At 43.8% G+C, this 19,811-nt stretch carries 20 protein-coding genes; 13 read left to right on the top strand and 7 right to left on the bottom strand.

Annotated features, from left to right (window positions below):
* Positions 1-29: 29 nt before the first annotated feature.
* Together KDM92_RS06295 and plsY are read left to right on the top strand one after the other, a co-directional pair.
* Complete coding sequence (locus KDM92_RS06295) at positions 30-518, top strand: aminoacyl-tRNA deacylase (protein WP_212683777.1); 489 nt, start codon at positions 30-32, stop codon at positions 516-518.
* A gap of 138 nt (positions 519-656) precedes the next feature.
* Positions 657-1,262: a glycerol-3-phosphate 1-O-acyltransferase PlsY gene (plsY, locus tag KDM92_RS06290; protein ID WP_212683552.1), complete on the top strand. Its 606-nt coding sequence runs from the start codon at positions 657-659 to the stop codon at positions 1,260-1,262.
* A 115-nt stretch (positions 1,263-1,377) separates the two neighbouring features.
* Here plsY and tsaD read toward each other — a convergent pair whose 3' ends face one another.
* The gene (gene tsaD / locus KDM92_RS06285) at positions 1,378-2,418 is read right to left on the bottom strand and encodes a tRNA (adenosine(37)-N6)-threonylcarbamoyltransferase complex transferase subunit TsaD (protein ID WP_212683551.1); all 1,041 of its coding nucleotides are present in this window, start codon (positions 2,416-2,418) and stop codon (positions 1,378-1,380) included.
* Positions 2,419-2,779: 361 nt separating this feature from the next.
* On the opposite strand from tsaD, the gene KDM92_RS06280 reads away from it, so the two are divergent.
* A complete protein-coding gene (locus KDM92_RS06280) occupies positions 2,780-3,094 on the top strand; it encodes a hypothetical protein (RefSeq protein WP_212683550.1) in 315 nt (104 codons plus the stop codon).
* Between the two features lie 184 nt (positions 3,095-3,278).
* Here KDM92_RS06280 and KDM92_RS06275 read toward each other — a convergent pair whose 3' ends face one another.
* Positions 3,279-3,962: a MarC family protein gene (locus tag KDM92_RS06275; protein ID WP_189346821.1), complete on the bottom strand. Its 684-nt coding sequence runs from the start codon at positions 3,960-3,962 to the stop codon at positions 3,279-3,281.
* Between the two features lie 222 nt (positions 3,963-4,184).
* Between KDM92_RS06275 and KDM92_RS06270 the strand changes: the two genes are divergently transcribed.
* Both KDM92_RS06270 and KDM92_RS06265 read left to right on the top strand, forming a co-directional pair.
* Entirely contained in the window at positions 4,185-4,952 is a 768-nt protein-coding gene (locus KDM92_RS06270) for a GNAT family N-acetyltransferase (protein ID WP_212683549.1), read from the top strand.
* Entirely contained in the window at positions 4,949-5,806 is an 858-nt protein-coding gene (locus tag KDM92_RS06265; RefSeq protein WP_212683548.1) for a UDP-2,3-diacylglucosamine diphosphatase, read from the top strand. Before KDM92_RS06270 ends, KDM92_RS06265 begins: the two co-directional genes overlap by 4 nt.
* 150 nt (positions 5,807-5,956) lie before the next feature.
* Here the strand turns inward: KDM92_RS06265 and sixA are convergent, their stop codons facing one another.
* The gene (sixA, locus tag KDM92_RS06260; protein ID WP_212683547.1) at positions 5,957-6,436 is read right to left on the bottom strand and encodes a phosphohistidine phosphatase SixA; all 480 of its coding nucleotides are present in this window, start codon (positions 6,434-6,436) and stop codon (positions 5,957-5,959) included.
* A gap of 19 nt (positions 6,437-6,455) precedes the next feature.
* Entirely contained in the window at positions 6,456-8,540 is a 2,085-nt protein-coding gene (gene ppk1, locus KDM92_RS06255; RefSeq protein WP_230408223.1) for a polyphosphate kinase 1, read from the bottom strand.
* Between the two features lie 432 nt (positions 8,541-8,972).
* Between ppk1 and pstS the strand changes: the two genes are divergently transcribed.
* The 8 genes from pstS to KDM92_RS06215 all read left to right on the top strand — a co-directional run bounded on the left by pstS (position 8,973) and on the right by KDM92_RS06215 (position 16,642).
* Positions 8,973-10,016 carry a phosphate ABC transporter substrate-binding protein PstS gene (gene pstS, locus KDM92_RS06250; RefSeq protein WP_212683545.1) on the top strand — a complete coding sequence of 348 codons (1,044 nt, stop codon included), beginning with the start codon at positions 8,973-8,975 and terminating at the stop codon, positions 10,014-10,016.
* A gap of 172 nt (positions 10,017-10,188) precedes the next feature.
* Positions 10,189-11,166 carry a phosphate ABC transporter permease subunit PstC gene (pstC, locus tag KDM92_RS06245; protein WP_212683544.1) on the top strand — a complete coding sequence of 326 codons (978 nt, stop codon included), beginning with the start codon at positions 10,189-10,191 and terminating at the stop codon, positions 11,164-11,166.
* Positions 11,163-12,023 carry a phosphate ABC transporter permease PstA gene (pstA, locus tag KDM92_RS06240; RefSeq protein ID WP_212683543.1) on the top strand — a complete coding sequence of 287 codons (861 nt, stop codon included), beginning with the start codon at positions 11,163-11,165 and terminating at the stop codon, positions 12,021-12,023. Before pstC ends, pstA begins: the two co-directional genes overlap by 4 nt.
* Positions 12,024-12,039: 16 nt before the next feature.
* Positions 12,040-12,825 (top strand): phosphate ABC transporter ATP-binding protein PstB, encoded by a 786-nt coding sequence (pstB, locus tag KDM92_RS06235; protein WP_189346829.1) that lies wholly within the window; start codon positions 12,040-12,042, stop codon positions 12,823-12,825.
* 56 nt (positions 12,826-12,881) lie between these two features.
* On the top strand, positions 12,882-13,601 hold the full coding sequence (gene phoU / locus KDM92_RS06230; protein WP_189346830.1) for a phosphate signaling complex protein PhoU: 720 nt from the start codon (positions 12,882-12,884) through the stop codon (positions 13,599-13,601).
* Positions 13,602-13,694: 93 nt separating this feature from the next.
* Complete coding sequence (gene phoB, locus KDM92_RS06225) at positions 13,695-14,384, top strand: phosphate regulon transcriptional regulator PhoB (protein ID WP_186890802.1); 690 nt, start codon at positions 13,695-13,697, stop codon at positions 14,382-14,384.
* 75 nt (positions 14,385-14,459) lie between these two features.
* Complete coding sequence (gene phoR, locus KDM92_RS06220) at positions 14,460-15,758, top strand: phosphate regulon sensor histidine kinase PhoR (protein ID WP_212683542.1); 1,299 nt, start codon at positions 14,460-14,462, stop codon at positions 15,756-15,758.
* A gap of 185 nt (positions 15,759-15,943) precedes the next feature.
* Positions 15,944-16,642 (top strand): response regulator, encoded by a 699-nt coding sequence (locus KDM92_RS06215; protein ID WP_212683541.1) that lies wholly within the window; start codon positions 15,944-15,946, stop codon positions 16,640-16,642.
* A gap of 22 nt (positions 16,643-16,664) precedes the next feature.
* Here the strand turns inward: KDM92_RS06215 and KDM92_RS06210 are convergent, their stop codons facing one another.
* The 3 genes from KDM92_RS06210 to KDM92_RS06200 all read right to left on the bottom strand — a co-directional run bounded on the left by KDM92_RS06210 (position 16,665) and on the right by KDM92_RS06200 (position 19,679).
* A complete protein-coding gene (locus KDM92_RS06210; RefSeq protein ID WP_212683540.1) occupies positions 16,665-17,420 on the bottom strand; it encodes a hypothetical protein in 756 nt (251 codons plus the stop codon).
* Positions 17,421-17,470: 50 nt separating this feature from the next.
* The gene (locus KDM92_RS06205; protein ID WP_212683539.1) at positions 17,471-18,331 is read right to left on the bottom strand and encodes a MipA/OmpV family protein; all 861 of its coding nucleotides are present in this window, start codon (positions 18,329-18,331) and stop codon (positions 17,471-17,473) included.
* A 139-nt stretch (positions 18,332-18,470) separates the two neighbouring features.
* Positions 18,471-19,679, bottom strand: a complete 1,209-nt coding sequence (locus tag KDM92_RS06200) for a protease complex subunit PrcB family protein (RefSeq protein ID WP_212683538.1) — start codon at positions 19,677-19,679, stop codon at positions 18,471-18,473.
* Positions 19,680-19,811: the final 132 nt, after the last annotated feature.

Genomic DNA, 19,811 nt, shown 5'->3' with positions numbered 1-19,811 from the left:
AATGCAATTTTGTAGAGCTTGAGAGAACTATCTTGGCAAAAAAAGAACACGTATCAGAAACACCGGCAACCCAATTATTGCGAAAACGTGGCGCCGTTTTTACGGAACATCCGTATGCGTATGAAGACCATGGCGGCACTGCAGTTTCTTCACGCGAGCTAGGGGTAGAAGAGCATGTCGTAGTAAAAACTTTGGTGATGCAAGATGAACAGGCTAAACCCCTGATCGTTTTAATGCATGGCGATAAAACCGTTTCTACCAAAAATTTGGCACGTCAGATTGCCTGTAAGTCAGTAGAACCCTGCAAACCAGAAGTGGCACAGCGTCATTCGGGTTACATGATTGGCGGCACTTCTCCTTTCGGCACCAAAAAGACAATGCCGGTTTATGTGGAAGCATCTATCTTGGACCTAGAAAAAATCTATTTGAATGGGGGGCGTCGAGGGTATTTGATCGGCATTGCGCCACAATTATTGGTCGACTTATTATCTGCCAAGCCAGTCAACTGTGCTTTGTAGCATTGTTGCGCTTGGTTAAACACTAGAGTTTCATATCTCGATGTGTAAGAATGTCGCGCTCGTCTGGATATTCGCTTATGAGTAAATCCGGCCGAAAAATAGTTGAATGAAATCTAAAATAATAGGATGGAGAAGTAGATGAACGCAGCGATTGCCATAGTGGTGGCATATTTAATCGGATCGATTTCCTTTGCGGTGGTAGTCAGTCGTTTGTTTGGATTGTCCGATCCGCGCACTTATGGCTCTAAAAACCCAGGCGCTACCAATGTTTTGCGTTCTGGGAATAAAGCTGCTGCGGCATTGACGCTGGTCGGTGATGGCTTTAAAGGTTGGCTTGCGGTTTGGTTAGCGATGGTTTATCAAGATCAATTTAATTTGTCGGATACCACGGTTGCGCTCGTAGGATTGGCGGTCTTCGTTGGTCATTTATGGCCCGTCTTCTTTAAATTTGTTGGCGGTAAGGGTGTTGCGACTGCTTTGGGTGTTTTGTTAGCGATTAATGTTTGGTTAGGATTAGCCACTTTCGCGACATGGCTAATCGTTGCGTATGCATTTCGCTATTCATCGTTGGCGGCGCTCATCGCTTCTTTGTTTGCTCCGTTCTATTACGGTTTGCTATTCGGCGCAAACTTCACTTTGCTAGCTGTCGCCGTGATGAGCGCTTTACTGATTTACCGTCATGCACAAAACATTGCGAATTTAATGAGCGGTAAAGAGAGTCGTATTGGTAGTAAGAAAAAATAAGATCTTTGACTTTACTGAACTAGAAGCGTTCTTTATCGCAGGCTCTGCAATTCACATTGAATAGAAAAAATCCCTCGACCTACTGGGCTTCAGTTCATCGGGTACGAGGGATTTTTTATGCAGAAACCAATTCGTGTAATGGCCAACGCGGGCGCACGTTGAAGCTATAATTTTTTGTTGCTAGTTCGGGGTAGGCTTGCAAGCGCATAGCTCCCGCAAAAGCAATCATGGCGCCATTGTCGGTGCAAAACTCTAGTTCTGGATAATAGACTTGAAATCGTTTTTTCGGATTCGATGCATTGGCTGCTGCATTGAGTGCCGCACGCAATTGTTGGTTGGCACCTACGCCACCTGCGATAACTAAGCGTTTTAATCCAGTTTGTTTCATCGCAGTTTGGCACTTAGCTACTAGAACATCAATAATCGCATCGACAAAACCGCGTGCGACATTGGCTTTGTCATTGTCAGTCAATGCCTCTGGATATTTTTTTACTGCGGTAAGAACAGCAGTTTTGAGTCCAGAAAAACTGAAATTCAAGTCTTTCGAATGTAGCATCGGCCGTGGAAATTGATGTACCAATGGATCGCCGCTCTGTGCTAATTTAGAAATGGCGGGGCCACCCGGATAATCGAGTCCGAGCAATTTGGCTGATTTATCAAATGCTTCACCTGCAGCATCGTCCAGCGTCTCACCTAATAAGCTGTATTGCCCGACGCCATCGACGCGCATCAATTGTGTGTGCCCACCAGAAACGAGTAAAGCAATAAAAGGAAATTCAGGCGGCTGGCTGGCGAGTAGTGGCGATAGTAAGTGGCCTTCTAAATGATGGATGCCAATTAGTGGTTTGTCTAATGCTAAACCTAATCCACAGGCCACGGACGCCCCTACTAAAAGCGCGCCTGCTAAACCCGGACCTTGGGTGTAGGCGATGGCATCGATGTTTGCCGCTTGTACTTGGGCTTTCGTTAAAGTTTCACGAAGCAAAGGAAGTGCACGTTTGACATGATCGCGTGATGCGAGTTCTGGCACCACGCCGCCGTATTCTTGATGCATGGCGATTTGAGAGTGCAAGGCATGCGCCAACAATCCGCGATGGGTATCGTATAAAGCGATGCCAGTCTCGTCACAAGAAGATTCGATACCAAGAACGATCATGATGAAATTTTAAGAAAATGCGATGATGTGGAAAATTATCCCGCATTATAAAGCATAGCTATTGATCGCTTTTTGCAATCCGAGGCCGATTCGATGTCTATGAGTAAGATATTAACTAAGGAGAGCCTTGCTGCTTTGATCGTGTGATTCAGGTATTTCAATTAATCCGATCATATTTGATCATCTATCCGAAGCAATACGCACCTGATTCGAGCCAATCATGCAATTGTTGTTTGAATCGTTGTATGGCTACGGTGATTATCAAGTCTATGCGATCAAATTCACGCACAAATTGTGCCGATTGGTGAGGGGATGGGCTAGAATGAAGTTCTTCATATTCTAAGGATGTTAGGAGAAGTCTATGTTTCTAGATCACGCAAAAATCTCAGCCACGCATAGTGAAACCGAACCAGATCGGATAGAACGTTTGAATCGTGTGTATGGATATGCGATCGCTTTAGCCGATGCAGATGGCAATCATGAATGCATTATCAAACTCGCTAAGCTGCATGATCACAAAGGAACCTTGATGGTATTGTGGCATCAAGCACCGACTGAACTTGAGCGAATTTATTTTTTGAAAGCTTGGAAAAGCCGTGTTGGTGACGAATCAACGCAAGTTGAGCATGCTTTGATGTTGCAAGATGCAAGCACGAATGATGTGGAAAACGCTTAGGTGACTTAAGCAATGCATGTATGAATTTGGCTCGGAAGAACAAACCAGAATTATGTGGCAAGCTAAATAAGAAAATGGCTTGTTGATTGGTGTGATAAATCACATTCATCAACAAGCCATTTTTTTATTTCAAAATACGCTAGAGCAGTTCTAACTCACAAGAGAATTGCTAACTTATATTTCATTAACGGCGCATTTTCAGATCTTCTAATAATTCAGAGAAGCCAGACCAGCCAATTTCAATACCGATACACAGCAAGATAAATGCGGACAAACGCATCAATACAGTTGCGCCAACATCACCCAAGAAACTTTCTAAATTGCGCGCAAAGCGATATGACAAGAAAATCGCAATCGTGGTCAGAAACACGCCTATCGTCGCAGCCAAACCTGTGATCAGCCAATCGACCGGTTTGTTTGGTAATTGCGCACCTAAAGTAATTGATGCAGCAATCGCACCAGGCCCAACTGTCAGAGGGAAACTAAACGGGTAAAAACTATGGCGACGTAATTCTTCTTTGGTCCAATTGCCAGCAGATGCCGCGACTGAGTTGCGCAATTTATCTTGACCTTGATCGTTCAGTAATTTCCAACCTGCCATGCCGACTACGATACCACCGGCGACGCGCACAATCGGTAATGAGATACCAAAGAAGTCGAGCACATAAGATCCAATAAAAACGGCTCCCATCAATAGAAAGAAGCAATTAATCGCGATTCGCTTGGCAAGCCGATTTGCCATCACTTGATCCATAGGACCAGTCATTGATAAAAAAATTGGCGCAACGGCGATAGGGTTGAGAATCGGTAGCAGGGTGACTGGTACCACAATGAGCGCTTTTACAAAAACGGTTAGTGCGATGCTCATTTTGCCTCCTTGATTTTAGAATAATTGTGATTATGCAATATTTCTTTTACTTGTTGGGGGTTTTCATGGAATGTCACTAAGATGTCTATCGCTACGACGCCACACTCATTATTTGTTGTAGTTTTACATTGTCATAAAACGGACATGCAACTGTCACAGTCTTGAAGTATTCGCTCTTTATTCTGCAGCCTAAATGCTGATTTGAATAAAGGAGACCAGCGCATGCGAGTGTTGACGATACCCGGGGATGCTAATCCTAGTTTTTCCAAATTAAGTCTCAGTCTTGCGAGTACAAAAAAAGAAGTGAAAGAAGTGCAGCGCCTGCGCTACAAAGTCTTTATCGAAGCAATGGGGCTGACTGCTTTGGCAAATGATGATTGTCTAGATAAAGATGAATTTGACGAATACTGCGATCACTTAATTGTACGTGATACCAAATCCTTGAAAGTTGTCGGTACCTATCGGATTTTGAGCCCAAATGCGGCACGTCAGATTGGACGTTACTATTCCGAAGGTGAGTTCGACTTATCTCGCTTGCAAAACATACGTGGCAGTATCGCCGAAGCTGGTCGAGCATGCATACATCCGGATTATCGTAGCGGTGCCGTGATTATGTTGTTGTGGGCCGGTTTGGCTGCATATATGCGTCGTGAGCGTTGTGAATTCCTGATTGGTTGCGCCAGCATTAGCTTGGCCGACGGCGGACACAATGCTGCAGCGATCTACCGCAATTTCAAAGATCAAGAATTTGCTCCCCTTGAATATCGTGTTACACCACATTTGCCATTTCCTCTTGAAAATATGGATGAGGGCTATGAGGCGCGTATTCCTCCACTTTTAAAAGGCTATTTGCGCGCTGGTGCATGGATAGGTGGCGAGCCTGCTTGGGACCCGGATTTTCATAGTGCGGATTTATTTGTGATGTTGCCGATCGCGAATTTAGATACTCGTTACGCTAAACACTACGGGACCGAGGATATTGCAAAATGATGCCAGCAGATCAGTTTCTCGATAAGAAAATGCAAAAGCTTTTAAAGCCATCTAAAACGCCGAAGAAAGACATCAAACATTTTCGAACTATCTGGATATCTGATCTGCATCTTGGCACGCCCGGCTGCCAAGCTAAACGCTTGCTAGAATTTTTAAAATCGACCGAATCAGAAACTTTGTATTTGGTCGGCGACATCATCGATGGTTGGCAATTGAAACGGCGTTGGTATTGGGATCAAACTCATAACAACATCGTGCAAACCGTGCTGAAGAAAGCAAAAAAGGGAACCAATGTGATTTTCGTTCCGGGAAATCACGATGAAGCTGCTCGTCAATTTATTGAACTGGATTTCGGTGGCATTCAAGTGCGCGATGAATTAATTCATACCACCGCAAATGGTAAGCGCATGTTGGTCTTGCATGGAGATCGATTTGATGGCGTCATTGCTTGTGCAAAGTGGTTGGCTTATCTAGGCGATAGTATGTACACGGTGATTCTGAAAATTAATCAAGTCTTTAATCAATGGCGCGCGCGTGCCGGACTACCTTATTGGTCTTTATCGCAGTACCTCAAGCTGAAGGTCAAGAACGCGGTGAGTTATATTACCAAGTTTGAAGATGCCTTAGCCGACGAAGCTCGCAAACGTGGTTTAGACGGCGTGATCTGTGGGCACATTCACAAACCAGAAATCCGGGATATTGACGGTATTATTTACTGCAACGATGGTGATTGGGTAGAAAGTTTGTCGGCCTTAATTGAGGAAGCGGATGGCGAATTACGGCTGATTACTTGGCACGATGTAGTGCCATATGCGCAGGCAGTTGAGCCACAGCATATTGCCGTGCCGGTATAAGTTATTGCTGCTTCGATAGAATTGGCTGAATTGGGTAGCTTCAAGTCAGCTAAGTTGAATCGGTTAATATGACTGTTAGTGATAAAATTTTGATATCAATCGCCGCTATCGATAAATAAGTGATCAAGTAGAGCAAGGGCGGTTTTGATCTTATTTGATGACCAAATCAGGCGACATAATTGCTTTTAAATAGGTACGCAAGCCTTCACCATCGCGTTCCTTTTGTGTAATCCACCAGACGTTTGCTTTGCGCACAGCACACTCATTTTGTTTGGGTGTAATTAAGCGTGCTGCCACATCACCTAGACTGGGTTGGTGCCCAACTAGCATCACAGTTTCTCTTGAGTCTGGCCAATTGGCCGCTTTGAGTAAATCGTCGGCACTCGCTTCAGGATTAATCTCTGCGGCAATCTTGAATTTTCGATTCAACTTGGCAAGTGGCATCATGGTTTCGCGGGCGCGAATTGCTGGGCTGACCAGAATCCGGCAATTGTCCGGCAACACGCTGTCTAACCAATACGCCATTTTTTGCGCTTGTTTGTGACCTTTAGGCGTCAGGCGGCGTAGCGCATCGGCGAGTTCTTCATTTCCGGGTTCGGCTTCCGCATGGCGCCAGAGAATCAGATCCATCGACATTTCCTCAATATGATTAGTTATCTTCTGATTCAGGCGAACCTAAAGTCTGCATCAAATATTGTTGTGCGCTAAATGGCTTCTGTTTGCCACGAACTTTTTTGCGTTCATAACTACCGTCAGAGTCAAGCACCCAAGCATTTTGGTTATCTTTTAAGTAGGGGTCTAAACCTTCGGAGATAATGCGTTTTTTCAGGCTCTTTTCTAAGACTGGAAAGGCAACTTCAATACGACGGAATAAATTTCGGCTCATCCAATCTGCACTCGCCAGATAAACATCGTGCTGCAAATCATTGCGGAAATAATAGATACGTGAATGTTCTAAGAAGCGTCCAATGATAGAGCGCACCGTAATGTTTTCAGACAAACCAGGAACACCAGGTCGTAAAGTACAGGCACCACGAACGATCAGGTCGATTTTGACGCCATCTGCTGAGGCAGCATATAAAGCACGGATCACCGATTCATCGACCAATGCATTCATTTTTGCGATGATGCGGCCGGGACGACCTTCACGTGCGATACGTGCTTCATTCCGAATTGCCTTGATGATTTTGGGTTGTAAGAAGAAAGGTGCGAGCCACAGGTGTTCTAATTTTTTCGGCTTGGTTAAACCTGTTAAGTGAATAAACACTTCGTTGACTTCAGCTGCTTTTTTGGGGTGAGCCGTGAGTAAACCAAAATCTGTGTAAAAACGGGTGGTGGAAGGGTGGTAATTGCCAGTCCCTAAATGCGCATAATGACGCAAGCCCCCGCCTTCTTCACGGCGAATCACTAAGGCTAGTTTTGCATGCGTCTTTAAACCGACCACGCCATACACAACTTGAGCGCCAGCTCTTTGTAAGCGATCTGCCCAATTGATATTCGCCTCTTCATCAAAGCGCGCCATTAATTCGACTACCACCGTGACTTCCTTGCCCATGCGTGCAGCGGTGATCAGCGATTCCATTAAATCGGAATTCATGCCGGTACGATAAATAGTTTGCTTGATTGCCAAGACGTTGGGATCAAGCGATGCCGTTCGGATGAAATCAATTACCGTTTGGAACGGCTGAAATGGGTGATGCAATAAAATATCTTGTTTGTTTAAAACATCAAAAATATTTTTTTGTGCAAGCTTGGAGTCCGATTTGGCTGAAAAGGCTGGGAAGCGCAGGTTTGCTTGATTCACATGGTCGATTAACTCAGATAATCGCACCATATTGACTGGGCCATCGACCGCATAGAGACGGTCTTTGCTCAGAGAAAATTGTTCCAGCAAAAATTGTGACAAAGATTCAGGGCAATTTTTGGCAACTTCTAGGCGAACCGCCATACCAAATTGACGACCTTGCAATTCTCCTTGCAAAGCTTGACGTAGATTTTTTACTTCATCTTCATCCACCCATAAATCACTGTCACGAGTCACGCGAAATTGCGAGTAAGCGAGAACTTCTCGATCATTAAATAAATCACCAATATGCGCATGTATGACCGAAGACAACAGACAGAAAGCTTGTCCTTTTTCTGTTAACTCGTCGGGAATTTTGATGACACGCGGTAAAACGCGCGGTGCTTTGACAATGGCGATTGCGGTGCCTCGTCCAAACGCATCTTTACCCGCCAGCGAGACAATAAAGTTGAGACTTTTGTTAACAACTTGGGGGAAGGGGTGCGCTGGGTCTAAACCTATCGGTGTTAATAAGGGACGGACCTCACGATCGAAGTAGGATTTCACCCAAGCGCGCTGGGCTTCGGTTCTTTCGGTATGACGTAATAAATGGATGCCTTTGCGCGATAAGGCTGGCAAGATATCTTGGTTTAATACTTCGTATTGACGTGTCTCTAACGCGTGACACTCTTTATCGATACGTTCCATCATGCTAGTGAAGGCGGCGTGTTGGGCCAGTTGCCCATCGATGGTATTTTGCGCCAATAAACTAGCTACGCGTACTTCAAAGAACTCGTCTAGATTACTGCCAACGATACATAAATATTTCAAGCGCTCTAATAAAGGAATGCTTTTGTCTTCCGCCTGTGCCAACACGCGCCAGTTAAATGCGATTTGTGATCGTTCTCTATCTAAATAGATTGCTGATCGCGGCAAGCCTAGGCTTGTCATTAATGCCGATTCGCTATCGTTTGTCGCTTTGTGGCTCATGCTAGCGCCTGTTGAAGAAGAGGAATTTGCATTAACCTCTATTGCTTCTGTCGTGTCAATGACATTGTTTATGACATCCGGATTGATCATTGCAATTTTTCGTTTTAAACGATTTTGAACTAAATAAACACGCTGCTTGGCAAGCAAAGTAGCCAAGTCCTGCAAAGATTGTAATTATTAATTATGACAAGTTTGTGACAGAAATATTTCCGCAGTTCAAATATTTCATAGATCATTAAAGTCTGTCATATTCTTGTCATATTGGGCTAGTACAGTTCGATCCATGTTATTTCAGTGCACAAGCAAATTGCTTAATTCATGAAGTCACATACAGGTTTTATAAAGATTTTTATTAAGCTTGAAGAATCGTTTTCCCAATTACACGAGGTCAATATGCAATTTAATCGTATTGTTAAGTCTTTAGTCATGGCAGCTGGTGCTGCGTTGGCTTTTTCGTCTGTGCATGCTGCTGAAGTCACTGGTGCAGGCGCGACTTTCCCCTATCCAATCTACGCAAAATGGGCTGATGCTTACAAAAAAGCAACGGGAAATACTATCAATTACCAATCCATCGGTTCTGGTGGTGGTATTAAACAAATTAAAGCAAAAACAGTTGATTTTGGTGCAACTGATATGCCATTGAAAATCGAAGATTTGAACTCTGATGGAATGATGCAATTCCCAGCAGTGATCGGTGGTGTTGTACCTGTCGTGAACTTGGAAGGGATTGCACCAGGCCAATTGAAAATGACTGGTGAAGTATTGGCAAAGATTTACATGGGTACAGTTACTAAGTGGAATGCGGCTGAAATCGCTGCAATCAATCCAGGTGTGAAATTGCCAGCGGAAGATATCACTGTAGTACATCGTTCTGACGGTTCTGGTACAACATTTATCTGGACAGATTATTTGTCTAAGGTAAGCCCAGAATTCAAATCTACTGTGAGCTCTGGTACTGCAGTGAAATGGCCAGTTGGCTTGGGTGGTAAAGGTAACGAAGGTGTTGCTGCAAACGTGCAACGTATCAAAGGTTCTATCGGTTACGTTGAATATGCTTACGTGAAACGCAACAAAATGACACACACACAAGTGAAAAACTTGGATGGTCAATTTGTACAACCAGATGACGCTAACTTTAAAGCAGCTGCTTCTGGTGCAGATTGGGCAAAAACACCAGGTATGGGCGTGATTTTGACGAACCAACCAGGCAAAGCAACATGGCCTATCAGTGGTGCAACTTTCATCTTGTTACATAAAGTACCTGCGAATGCAGCGAATACACAAGAAGTTGTGAAATTCTTCGACTGGGCTTTTGCAAACGGCTCCGCCATGGCGACTGAATTGGAATACGTTCCATTGCCAGCAGATGTCGTGAAATTGATCCAAGCTAGCTGGAAAGCGAACTTGAAAGATGCATCTGGTAAAGCATTATATTAACTTCTAAATCTTTTAAATCGTTAGATTGATTTGATTATTGTGAAGTAAGTAAGACACAAACATCCCGACCACACGTTGGGATGTTTGCACATAAAAAGTAAAAATATCTACTCCAGCTTTGAACTCTTCATCTGCATCGATTCGGGATGAAATACAGGAAGATAGTCAAGTGATGACAAGTACTCAAACCACACAAACCATGATACATAGCTCAACTATGCGGAAACAGAAATTGCAGGATTTTCTGTTTCATAAATTGACTTTTAGCTTTGCGCTAATAGTCTTACTCGTTTTAGTCGGTATCGTCGTGTCGCTATTTTATGGCGCTTTACCGGCAATGAAAGAATTTGGATTTGCCTTTATCACCACCGTTGAGTGGGATCCAATCAATGATCAATACGGCGGCATGATTGCGATCGTTGGTACCTTAGTGACTTCAGGTATCGCCTTGCTGATCGCGTTTCCAATTAGTTTTGGTATCGCTTTATTTTTAACAGAGATCTGCCCAGTTTGGCTAAAACGTCCACTCGGTACCGCGGTTGAATTGTTGGCAGGTGTGCCTAGTATTATTTACGGCATGTGGGGTTTATTCGTATTCGCCCCATTTTTCAGCACTTATGGACAGCCATTTTTGGCAAGCACTTTAGGTAAGTTGCCTGTCGTTGGCGTTTTATTCTCAGGTTCGATGATTGGGATTGGCGTACTAACAGCTGGCATCATTCTGGGCATCATGATTATCCCGTTTATTGCATCCGTAATGCGCGACGTGTTTGAAATTGTGCCGCCAGTATTGAAAGAATCTGCCTACGGCTTAGGTTGTACACGTTGGGAAGTGGTGCGTAAAGTTGTGTTGCCATACACTAAAGCCGGTGTGATTGGTGGTGTGATGTTGGGGTTAGGGCGCGCACTCGGTGAGACTATGGCAATTACCTTTGTGATCGGTAACGCGCATAAATTACATTGGTCTTTATTTGCAGGTGGAAATAGTATCGCTTCTAGTCTCGCGAACGAATTTGCCGAAGCAGAATCTGAATTGCATGTCGCTTCCTTATTCTTACTTGGTTTAATCTTGTTTGTAATTACGTTCGTGGTCTTGGCTTCGGCAAAATTGCTGCTGTTAGGTATGAAAAGAAAAGAAGGTGTGAAATGACCCAAGCTGCTGTGAATTCTGTATATAAGTCGCGTTTGCGCAAGCATAAGATTGGTATTTTCTTTTCTACCGCGGCGATGGCTTTAGGCGTGTTTTTCTTAATGTGGATTTTGTTGACTTTGGTCAGCAAAGGTTTGGGCTCATTAAGCTGGGAAGTCATTACCACTGCGACGCCAGCTCCAGGTGAAGAAGGCGGTGGTTTAGCCAATGCATTATTAGGTAGCTTGATGATGGTTGGTTTTGCGACTTTGATCAGTACACCAATCGGCATATTGGCAGGGATCTACTTGGCAGAGTATGGCGAGAAAAATTGGTTTAGCGATTTGACGCGCTTTGTGACAGACATTATGTTGTCTGCACCATCAGTGGTGATTGGCCTATTTGTGTACGCGATTTACGTGGCACACATTAAACACTTCTCTGGTTGGGCGGGTACTTTAGCAATTTCTCTGATCGCGATTCCTGTTGTTGTGCGCACTACCGATAATATGTTGGCGTTGGTTCCAACAAGCTTGCGAGAAGCTGCATTTGCGTTAGGTGCTCCGCGTTGGAAAGTAGCATTATTTATTCGTGTGAAAGCGGTTAAGGCAGGTATTTTGACCGGTGTCTTGTTGGCGGTTGCACGCATCTCCGGTGAGACGGCGCCTTTGCTTTTCACCGCATTGAACAACCAATTTATTAATACCGACATGAATAAACCGATGGCGAATTTGCCAGTCGTTATTTATCAATTCGCGATGAGTCCTTATGACAATTGGCGTGGTCTGGCTTGGACCGGTGCATTGTTAGTGACCTTTAGCGTATTGGCATTGAATATTCTGTCACGTACTGTATTCGCACAAAAAGTGCATAAATAATTTAGAGCTGAACATCATGATTCCAAATACAAAACCAGTTGTAGAGCAAAAAGCTTGCATCGAAACGAAGAATTTGAATTTCTATTATGGGAATAACCGCAGTTTGCATGACGTGAATTTGAAGGTCTATGACAAGAAAGTGACTGCTTTCATCGGTCCTTCTGGTTGCGGTAAATCGACTTTGTTGCGCACTTTTAACCGCATGTATGACTTGTATCCAGGTCAAAAAGCTGTTGGTGAAATTATTTACAATGGCCAAAATATTTTGTTGCCTGGCCAAGATATCAATATGTTGCGTGCAAAAGTGGGTATGGTATTTCAAAAGCCAACTCCGTTCCCGATGTCGGTGTATGACAATATTGCCTTTGGTGTTCGCTTATACGAAAACCTCTCTAAAGGTGAGATGGATGAACGTGTTGAATGGTCATTGAAGAAAGCGGCCTTGTGGAACGAGGTTAAGGATAAATTGAGCAGTAGTGGATTAAGCTTGTCTGGTGGTCAACAGCAGCGTTTGTGTATTGCGCGCGGCGTTGCGGTGAAGCCAGAGGTCTTGCTGTTAGATGAACCGACTTCGGCGCTAGACCCAATTTCTACAGTAAAAATTGAAGAGTTGATTAACGAGTTGAAAGAAGATTATACGATCGCGATCGTGACGCACAATATGCAACAAGCTGCGCGTTGTTCCGATTACACCGCCTATATGTATTTGGGCGAATTAGTCGAGTTTGGTGAGACCGATAATATCTTTATGAATCCCGTACGCAAAGAGACCCAAGATTATATTACTGGCCGTTTTGGCTAGTTTTGGCGAGTACATTGCAAACACCGTAGACGATCAATCAGAATTCAGGAGCTAACATGACAGGCGAACATTCATCGAGTCAGTACAATCACGATTTAGAAGCAATCCGTTCCCAAGTGTTGTTAATGGGCGGTTTAGTAGAAAACCATTTTCAGGATGCGATGTCTTGCTATCGCACCGGTAACAGTGAACATGCAGCAGCGGTGGTGAAGTCAGACGAAGAAGTGAATCGCCTAGAAGTCATGCTTGATGATATGTGTAGTCACTTGATCGTTAAACGTCAACCAGCTGCGAATGATTTACGTACCGTGATGGCGACTGGTAAAGTAATTACCGACTTAGAGCGTATCGGTGATGAATCAACCAAGATCGCGCGTATCGCACAAGAAATGATGCATAAAAATCGTAGCAACGCGATGTTTAGCGGATATGAAACGGTACGTGTTTTGGCCAATAGCGTTGGTCAGATGTTGCATCAATCGTTGGACGCATTTGCACGCCATGATGATGCAAAAGCAGTGCAGTTAATCGCATTTGATGAAATTATCGACAGTGACTTTCGTTCGATCATGCGTAATTTGATTACGTTTATGATGGAAGACCCGAGCACGATTTCTTTCGCTCTCGACGCTTTGTGGGTAGCCAAAGCGATAGAACGAATTGGCGATCATGCGAAGAATATTGCTGAGCATACGATTTATATCGTTGAAGGTCGCGATATTCGCCATTCCGATTACGTCGCTAGCAAACAAGATAAAGCGACACCACAAGTATAAGTTGGGAAGTAGCGGTGTGAATGAAATCGATCGCACCGCTATTACTTATTCTGTGTAAACAATTAAAAATATAATCCTAAAAAATATAATCCTATGTCAGTTGATAAAACCACGATTTTGATCGTAGAAGATGAACCTGCGATTAGTGAGTTGATTAGTTTTACTTTACGTGCGGCAGGTTGGAACACAGTTGCCGTTGGCAATACTGCAGAGGCTTGGGAATTCTTGCAACATCGCACGCCACAATTAATTTTGTTAGATTGGATGCTGCCAGACCAAAGCGGATTGCGATTGTTATCCAGAATCCGTTCCGATCGCAACTTCAATGAAATGCCGGTCATTATGTTGACTGCAAAAAGCATGGAAGAGGACAAGATTTCTGGACTCGATCATGGCGCAGATGATTACATCACCAAACCATTTTCTCCGCGTGAATTAACTGCACGCATCAAGGCCATGTTGCGTCGTAAGAGTCCAGAGCATGCGCAAACGAGTTTAGTGATTGCCAATGTGCATTTAGATCCTGTTAGTTGCACAGTCAAGATAGACGACAAGAAAATCGAGATTGGTCACGCAGAATATAAATTATTAAAGTTCTTCATGGCTCACCCAGAACGTGTGTTTTCTCGCAGCCAGCTATTAGACAAAGTATGGGGCGATCATGTTGTGATCGAAGAACGTACCGTTGACGTGCATGTGCTACGTTTGCGCAAAGTTTTAAAGAATGCGGAAGGATTGATTAAAACAATTCGAAGCGTTGGTTATATGCTGTCGGAAAAGTAAAAAATTTTAATCGATAGTTTTGTCTTATCATGACGGAGATATTCTTTCTCAGTCTTTAATTTGAATCACTCAATAATGCGCCCACATCTCGTTTTTTGGATTTCAGCGGCCGTCCGTATGACGATCATTCTGGCAATGTCGGCGGTAGCTGCGTACTTTTTTGGTGTGGTGACAGGTTTAGCACTTGCACTGATTAGCATGATCGTGTTGATTGTGGTGCAATTGCAATATTTATTGAACTTGTCTGATTGGTTGGATAATCCCAATAGCGCGCGACTTCCTGATGGTTGGGGTGCATGGACTGAAATTTTTTCGCGGCTCTACAAATTGCGTCGTGGCGACGAAAAAAATCAATCTGAATTGGCAGAATGGTTAGCTCGCTTTCGACAAGCGATGACCTTATTGCCGGATGGTTTGGTGATCATGGACGACGTGATGTTTCTGGAGTGGTGTAATCCAATTGCAGAACATCATTTGGGTTTGGATTTGTCGCGTGACAAGGGTATGCGCGTCACCAACCTCGTACGCGCACCGGAGTTTATTGATTACATTATTCTTGGTCGTTACGATACGCCATTGACCTTATCTTTACGTGATCGCAAATTAATCGTGCACGTGATTCCGTTTGAAAATCGACGTCAAATTCTGGTTACCCATGATATTACCGAATCAGAACGTATCGATATGATGCGCCGTGATTTCATCGCCAATGCATCACATGAGTTACGTACTCCATTAACCGTAATCAATGGCTTTTTAGAGATCGCTGCGATGCAGCCGGATATGGAAGTATCGATTCGTTCTTCGCACGTGAAGTTGATGATAGAGCAGGGCGAGCGTATGCAACGATTGGTTGAGGATATGCTGACCTTGAGTCGCTTAGAATCAACTGAATTTAAAGTACGCGCAGAACACATTGATATGCATTTGATGTTGCGCCATATTTGCCAAGAGGCGCAGGCCTTATCAGCGGGTAAACATCAAATTAGTTTAGATTTTGATGGACCAGATATTCACGGTAGTAGCGACGAAATTCGTAGTGCGATCAGTAATTTGGTAACCAATGCGGTGCGCTATACGCCAGAACACGGCGAAATAAAGGTCATTTGGAAGAACACACCACAAGGTCCAAAGTGTGTGGTTCAGGACAATGGCATTGGTATCAGTCAAGAGCACATATCACGCTTAACCGAACGATTTTATCGGGTTGATAAAAGTCGCTCGCGTGAAACCCAAGGAACAGGCTTGGGCTTAGCAATCGTCAAGCATGTATTAATTCGTCATGATGCACAATTGTTGATTGAATCGACTGTCAATGTCGGCAGTAAATTCTGTGTACAATTTCCACAGCGTGCCGTTGTTTTGCCTAGTTAAAACGCTTGGTTTAATCTTTACTTAACTTATCGGTGTGGTCTGATTGTAAATCGCCTCCGGCCACAGCTAGCCGCTGATCGTATTTCATCTCCGCATTAAATATCAGTGTCTTAGCTCTTTTCTTTATGTTTGGAGGATTGCTGTTGTAATGTAGTCCTTATACAATGGAGCAAAGGAGAATGCCTATGTTTCGTGTGATGTTAGTGGAGGATGATGAGCGCCTCGCCAGTTTAATTATCGAATATCTGCAGGCCTATGAGTTTGCTGTTGACTTAGTGCCACGAGGTGATTTGGCATTGGCACACTTTCAAGCGACGTCGCCGGATATGGTGGTATTAGATTTAATGTTGCCTGGCTTGGACGGCATGGTGGTGTGCCGCCAGATTCGCGAAATTAGTCGTGCGCCGATCTTGATCTTAACCGCCCGTGAAGATTCCTACGACGAAGTCTCTGCATTAGAGCAAGGTGCCGATGATTTTGTCAGTAAACCCGTGCAGCCGCGGATATTGTTGGCGCGTTTGCGTGCTTTGGTAAGACGAATTCAGGGTGCAACCAGCTCTAGCAATGCCGTCGACAATGATGGGTTACAGTTTGGTGCCTTGAGTATTTCTCGTAGCGATCGAGTGGTGCATTGGCGTCAACAAATCGTCGATTTGTCGAATACAGAATTTAAGTTGTTGATGGTGCTAGTTGAGTCACCTGGAAAAGTCTTATCACGCGACGATATTTTGAAGAAAATGCGTGGTATTGAATTCGATGGGCTTGATCGGAGTATTGATAACTTGATTTCACGCTTGCGTCGTCGTTTCGATGATCAAAATTCAGAAAAGATCAAAACGGTGTGGGGCGAAGGTTATTTGTTCTCACCTTCTGCTTGGGAATAAATTTGAATTCTGTCCTGATCGTTTATTCGATCAGGGCGATGATTGCTACAGGGCTGGTACGTGTATGTATCTGCCCTTTTTCTATTTTGAGGTTGGCTTGCGTGTAGTTCGCAACATTTCCGGGCGCGCCAAAAATCACATTGCTTGTTTTAAATTGGGGCGGGCTGTCAGGCCACAAACCAGTATTTTCACTAAGCGCTAGCGTTGTACTTTGCGTTAAGTATTTGAATTCGACGTTCGCGCTAGTATCTTTCTTTGCAAACGCAAAGCGCACGCCAACACATCGTTTATCACGAAATTTAGATGGTTCAATATAGGATTGGTAAGCAAGTGTTTGTTCGCAAGCGGCACGGAGGTCAGCCAATTCATAAATTCCATCGGCTCTGAGATTAATACTCGTTCTAAAGCGAAATGCGGCTTGTCCTTCTTTTTGATTAAGGACTAGTTCTGCATTGTCATCGTAGGCTGCCTTTAATAAGGGCAATGAGGTACGCCCCAGTGAATCAAGAGGTAAATCCAGATGGGTGGATTTTCCTAAAATACGTAATTTCAGTTGATCAATTGGAAGTGATTTATCTGTTGGAATAATTTGTAGTTGGAGCTGAATCAGATTTTTTGCTTTTCCATATTTCTCAAACCAAAGCATTGATTTATACGCATCGCGGTAACTCATCCATTCAGCGTCTTTCGCACGTATTGGTTCGCCAGCAGACTGCGCTAATGCATGCGGTGCAATAGTCAGTGTGATTAGGGCGAATAATGCGTTACAGAGTTTCACGGTGAGCTAACTTACTTATAAGTGGTTGAGATAAAAGAGCTTTGATTCATTCAGAAACGATAAGCAAGTGCGGTTGATACATAGACATTCGTTTTGCGTTCAACTAATGGACTTTTACTGGCGTTTCCAACTAATTGGCTTAAGCTGAGTTTGGAGGTTACTAACCATGAGGCGTTTAAATTCCAATTCCAAAAAGCTTCTGCATGAATGTTTTTTATTCCTGCGCTGGACTCAAACTGTGGATTAATGCTGCGTCCCGCTTCAACTTCGGTGACCCCAAAATAGCTATTGGAATAGGCTTTGTTGACAAGGTTGACACCAACGCCGACGATTAATTGGTGGTGACGTGCAATATCTTTGAAGTGATATCGAAGGTCAGAACTTAAGCGGATTCCTTGGCGGTTGTTACCTGCGCCAAACACTAGGGTATTGGTGTTGCATAAGTTCTCGCTGACATGGAAATTGTAGAAGCCGCCTGCCAGCACGCGAGTATGAATATTATCCATGCCCACCAATCGGTTATTTTTGTTGAGGCTTTTTTCGTCCAAACCTGGACCAACTGCGCTCGAATGACCATAAGCAGGTGATTGGATTGCGTTCGATGTTCCATCGGGTGTGCGACTTGGTTCTAGCATTATGATGGGACCAAACTCATGACCATACTGATTTGACATGTGCAAGCCAGCACTCATTCCTGCTACAAATAATCCATTACTCCATTGCATTTGTAAGACAGGGACGGCAACGCGTTTTGTATTCGCAGCGCCTTCATATAAAGGGCGCGATAGAACACCTAAGCCTAAGTACATATCATGACTCCCATCGGGCATCAGGTTCTGTGCTGGGCTTTGCGCATTTGCTGCCTGGCTCAAAGCACAGGCAGCGATCAAAAAGCTGGTTATTTTCTTCATTGTAAATTCTCAAAATTGCAAAAAAAGATGGGTACCCTTCAGCATTTTACAATTGAGAAATAATTTCAGGGTTGTATTTCAATTTTGATTCATATAAATGTGGGATTGAAATGCCTTCGATCTACAGAAATAAATTGGTTTAATTCACTGGAACCTTCACAGAGTTAAATTCCACCGGCTCATTACTTTGATCAATCTCAGCGATGTAATAAGGTGTTGTAATCACCGCTGTGCATACATTATGTGGTGCAGGTTCAGTCTCGTAGTAGCTTACTGCCAATTTGCCATTGTTACGCCATATACGTAAATCGCTAATATTGTTGCAGCCTGATCCGCGAGATCCAAGAAATACGGCGATCAGCATTTTCTTTGAGAAATCAATTTGCGCTTGCGACGCATTACTTTCTTTGTTGTGCGCTTGCCAAATGCTATTCCAAGTGGCTTGATCTTTAATGACTAAGTTACGTGTATCTTGGATGCCAGAATTAAATCCACTCGTGATCGTTTTTTGCGTCACTAAGGATTTACTGACATCGGTGAACTCTACTGGTAAGCCTATCTTCGGTGTCTCGACCATGTGCATAGGTGTGCTTGCGGTCGGGCTTTCGGGATCACAGCTCGCAATCGCGATTCTTTCTTCTTGGAAGTAATGCGCGCTTAGTTTTTGACCGTCTGAATTGAGTCGTAAGAAGCGTGTAATGCTGCAGTTATTCGCTGTTTTAAAGAAATTCACTAGAACCATTTTTGAATTGAAATCCGGTATCAACAAGCCAGCGTCTTGTTTAATATTGGCGAGTGTCCAAAACGTGTTCCAACTAGCTTGGTCTTTAATGACGGTATTTTGCGGGTTGTTGCCACGGTAAAACGGTGCAGACAATCCCTTGATCGCAATCACATTGCTCGCTGGTGCAGGGATATTTAAACTTTGTACTTGATGTCCAGATCCCAAGCCGAGGTCAGCTTTGTCTAGGTTTTGAATCATCGTTTTAAATAAACTTTCTGCTGTCGTGTCGGTGCAACTTGTGCGTGGCCCAGCGATTGAATCTGCATGAGTACAAAGCAAACTTTGCACATTATTGCCATACAAATTTTGTGCATAGGACGCATCCGCGCAGTTGCCTGCTTTATCCCACAAGACATATTTTTGATCGACGATGAACAGGCGATTTCTAAAGTTCGCACAACTGGCATCTTTTACCAAGTTCAAAAATTCATTACTAGCGATCGGTGGTGCGATTTTTGCGGGGTCTTGTTGCTTAACACCGCCATCACCGCCACAGCCACTTAATGTGAGGGTTAGTGTGGTGGCCAGAGAAATTGCTTTGAGACGAAAATTAAAAGCTGACATTCGAAATTCCTTTGCACGAATTGGGGCTAGTCGATTGGCTAAATTGTCTAAATGGATTAAGTCAGTGTGTTAGTGTGAATGCGCTCTGCTATCAACAGTGTTGCATGCAGTGTTCACATCTTAAAATTGATT

The sequence above is a fragment of the Affinundibacterium baiyunense genome (genome assembly GCF_018139645.1).
Classification (GTDB): Bacteria; Pseudomonadota; Gammaproteobacteria; order Burkholderiales; family Burkholderiaceae_D; genus Undibacterium; species Undibacterium baiyunense.
The sequence above is the reverse complement of the archived record's forward strand: the minus strand, read 5'-3'. Positions and strand labels throughout refer to the sequence as shown.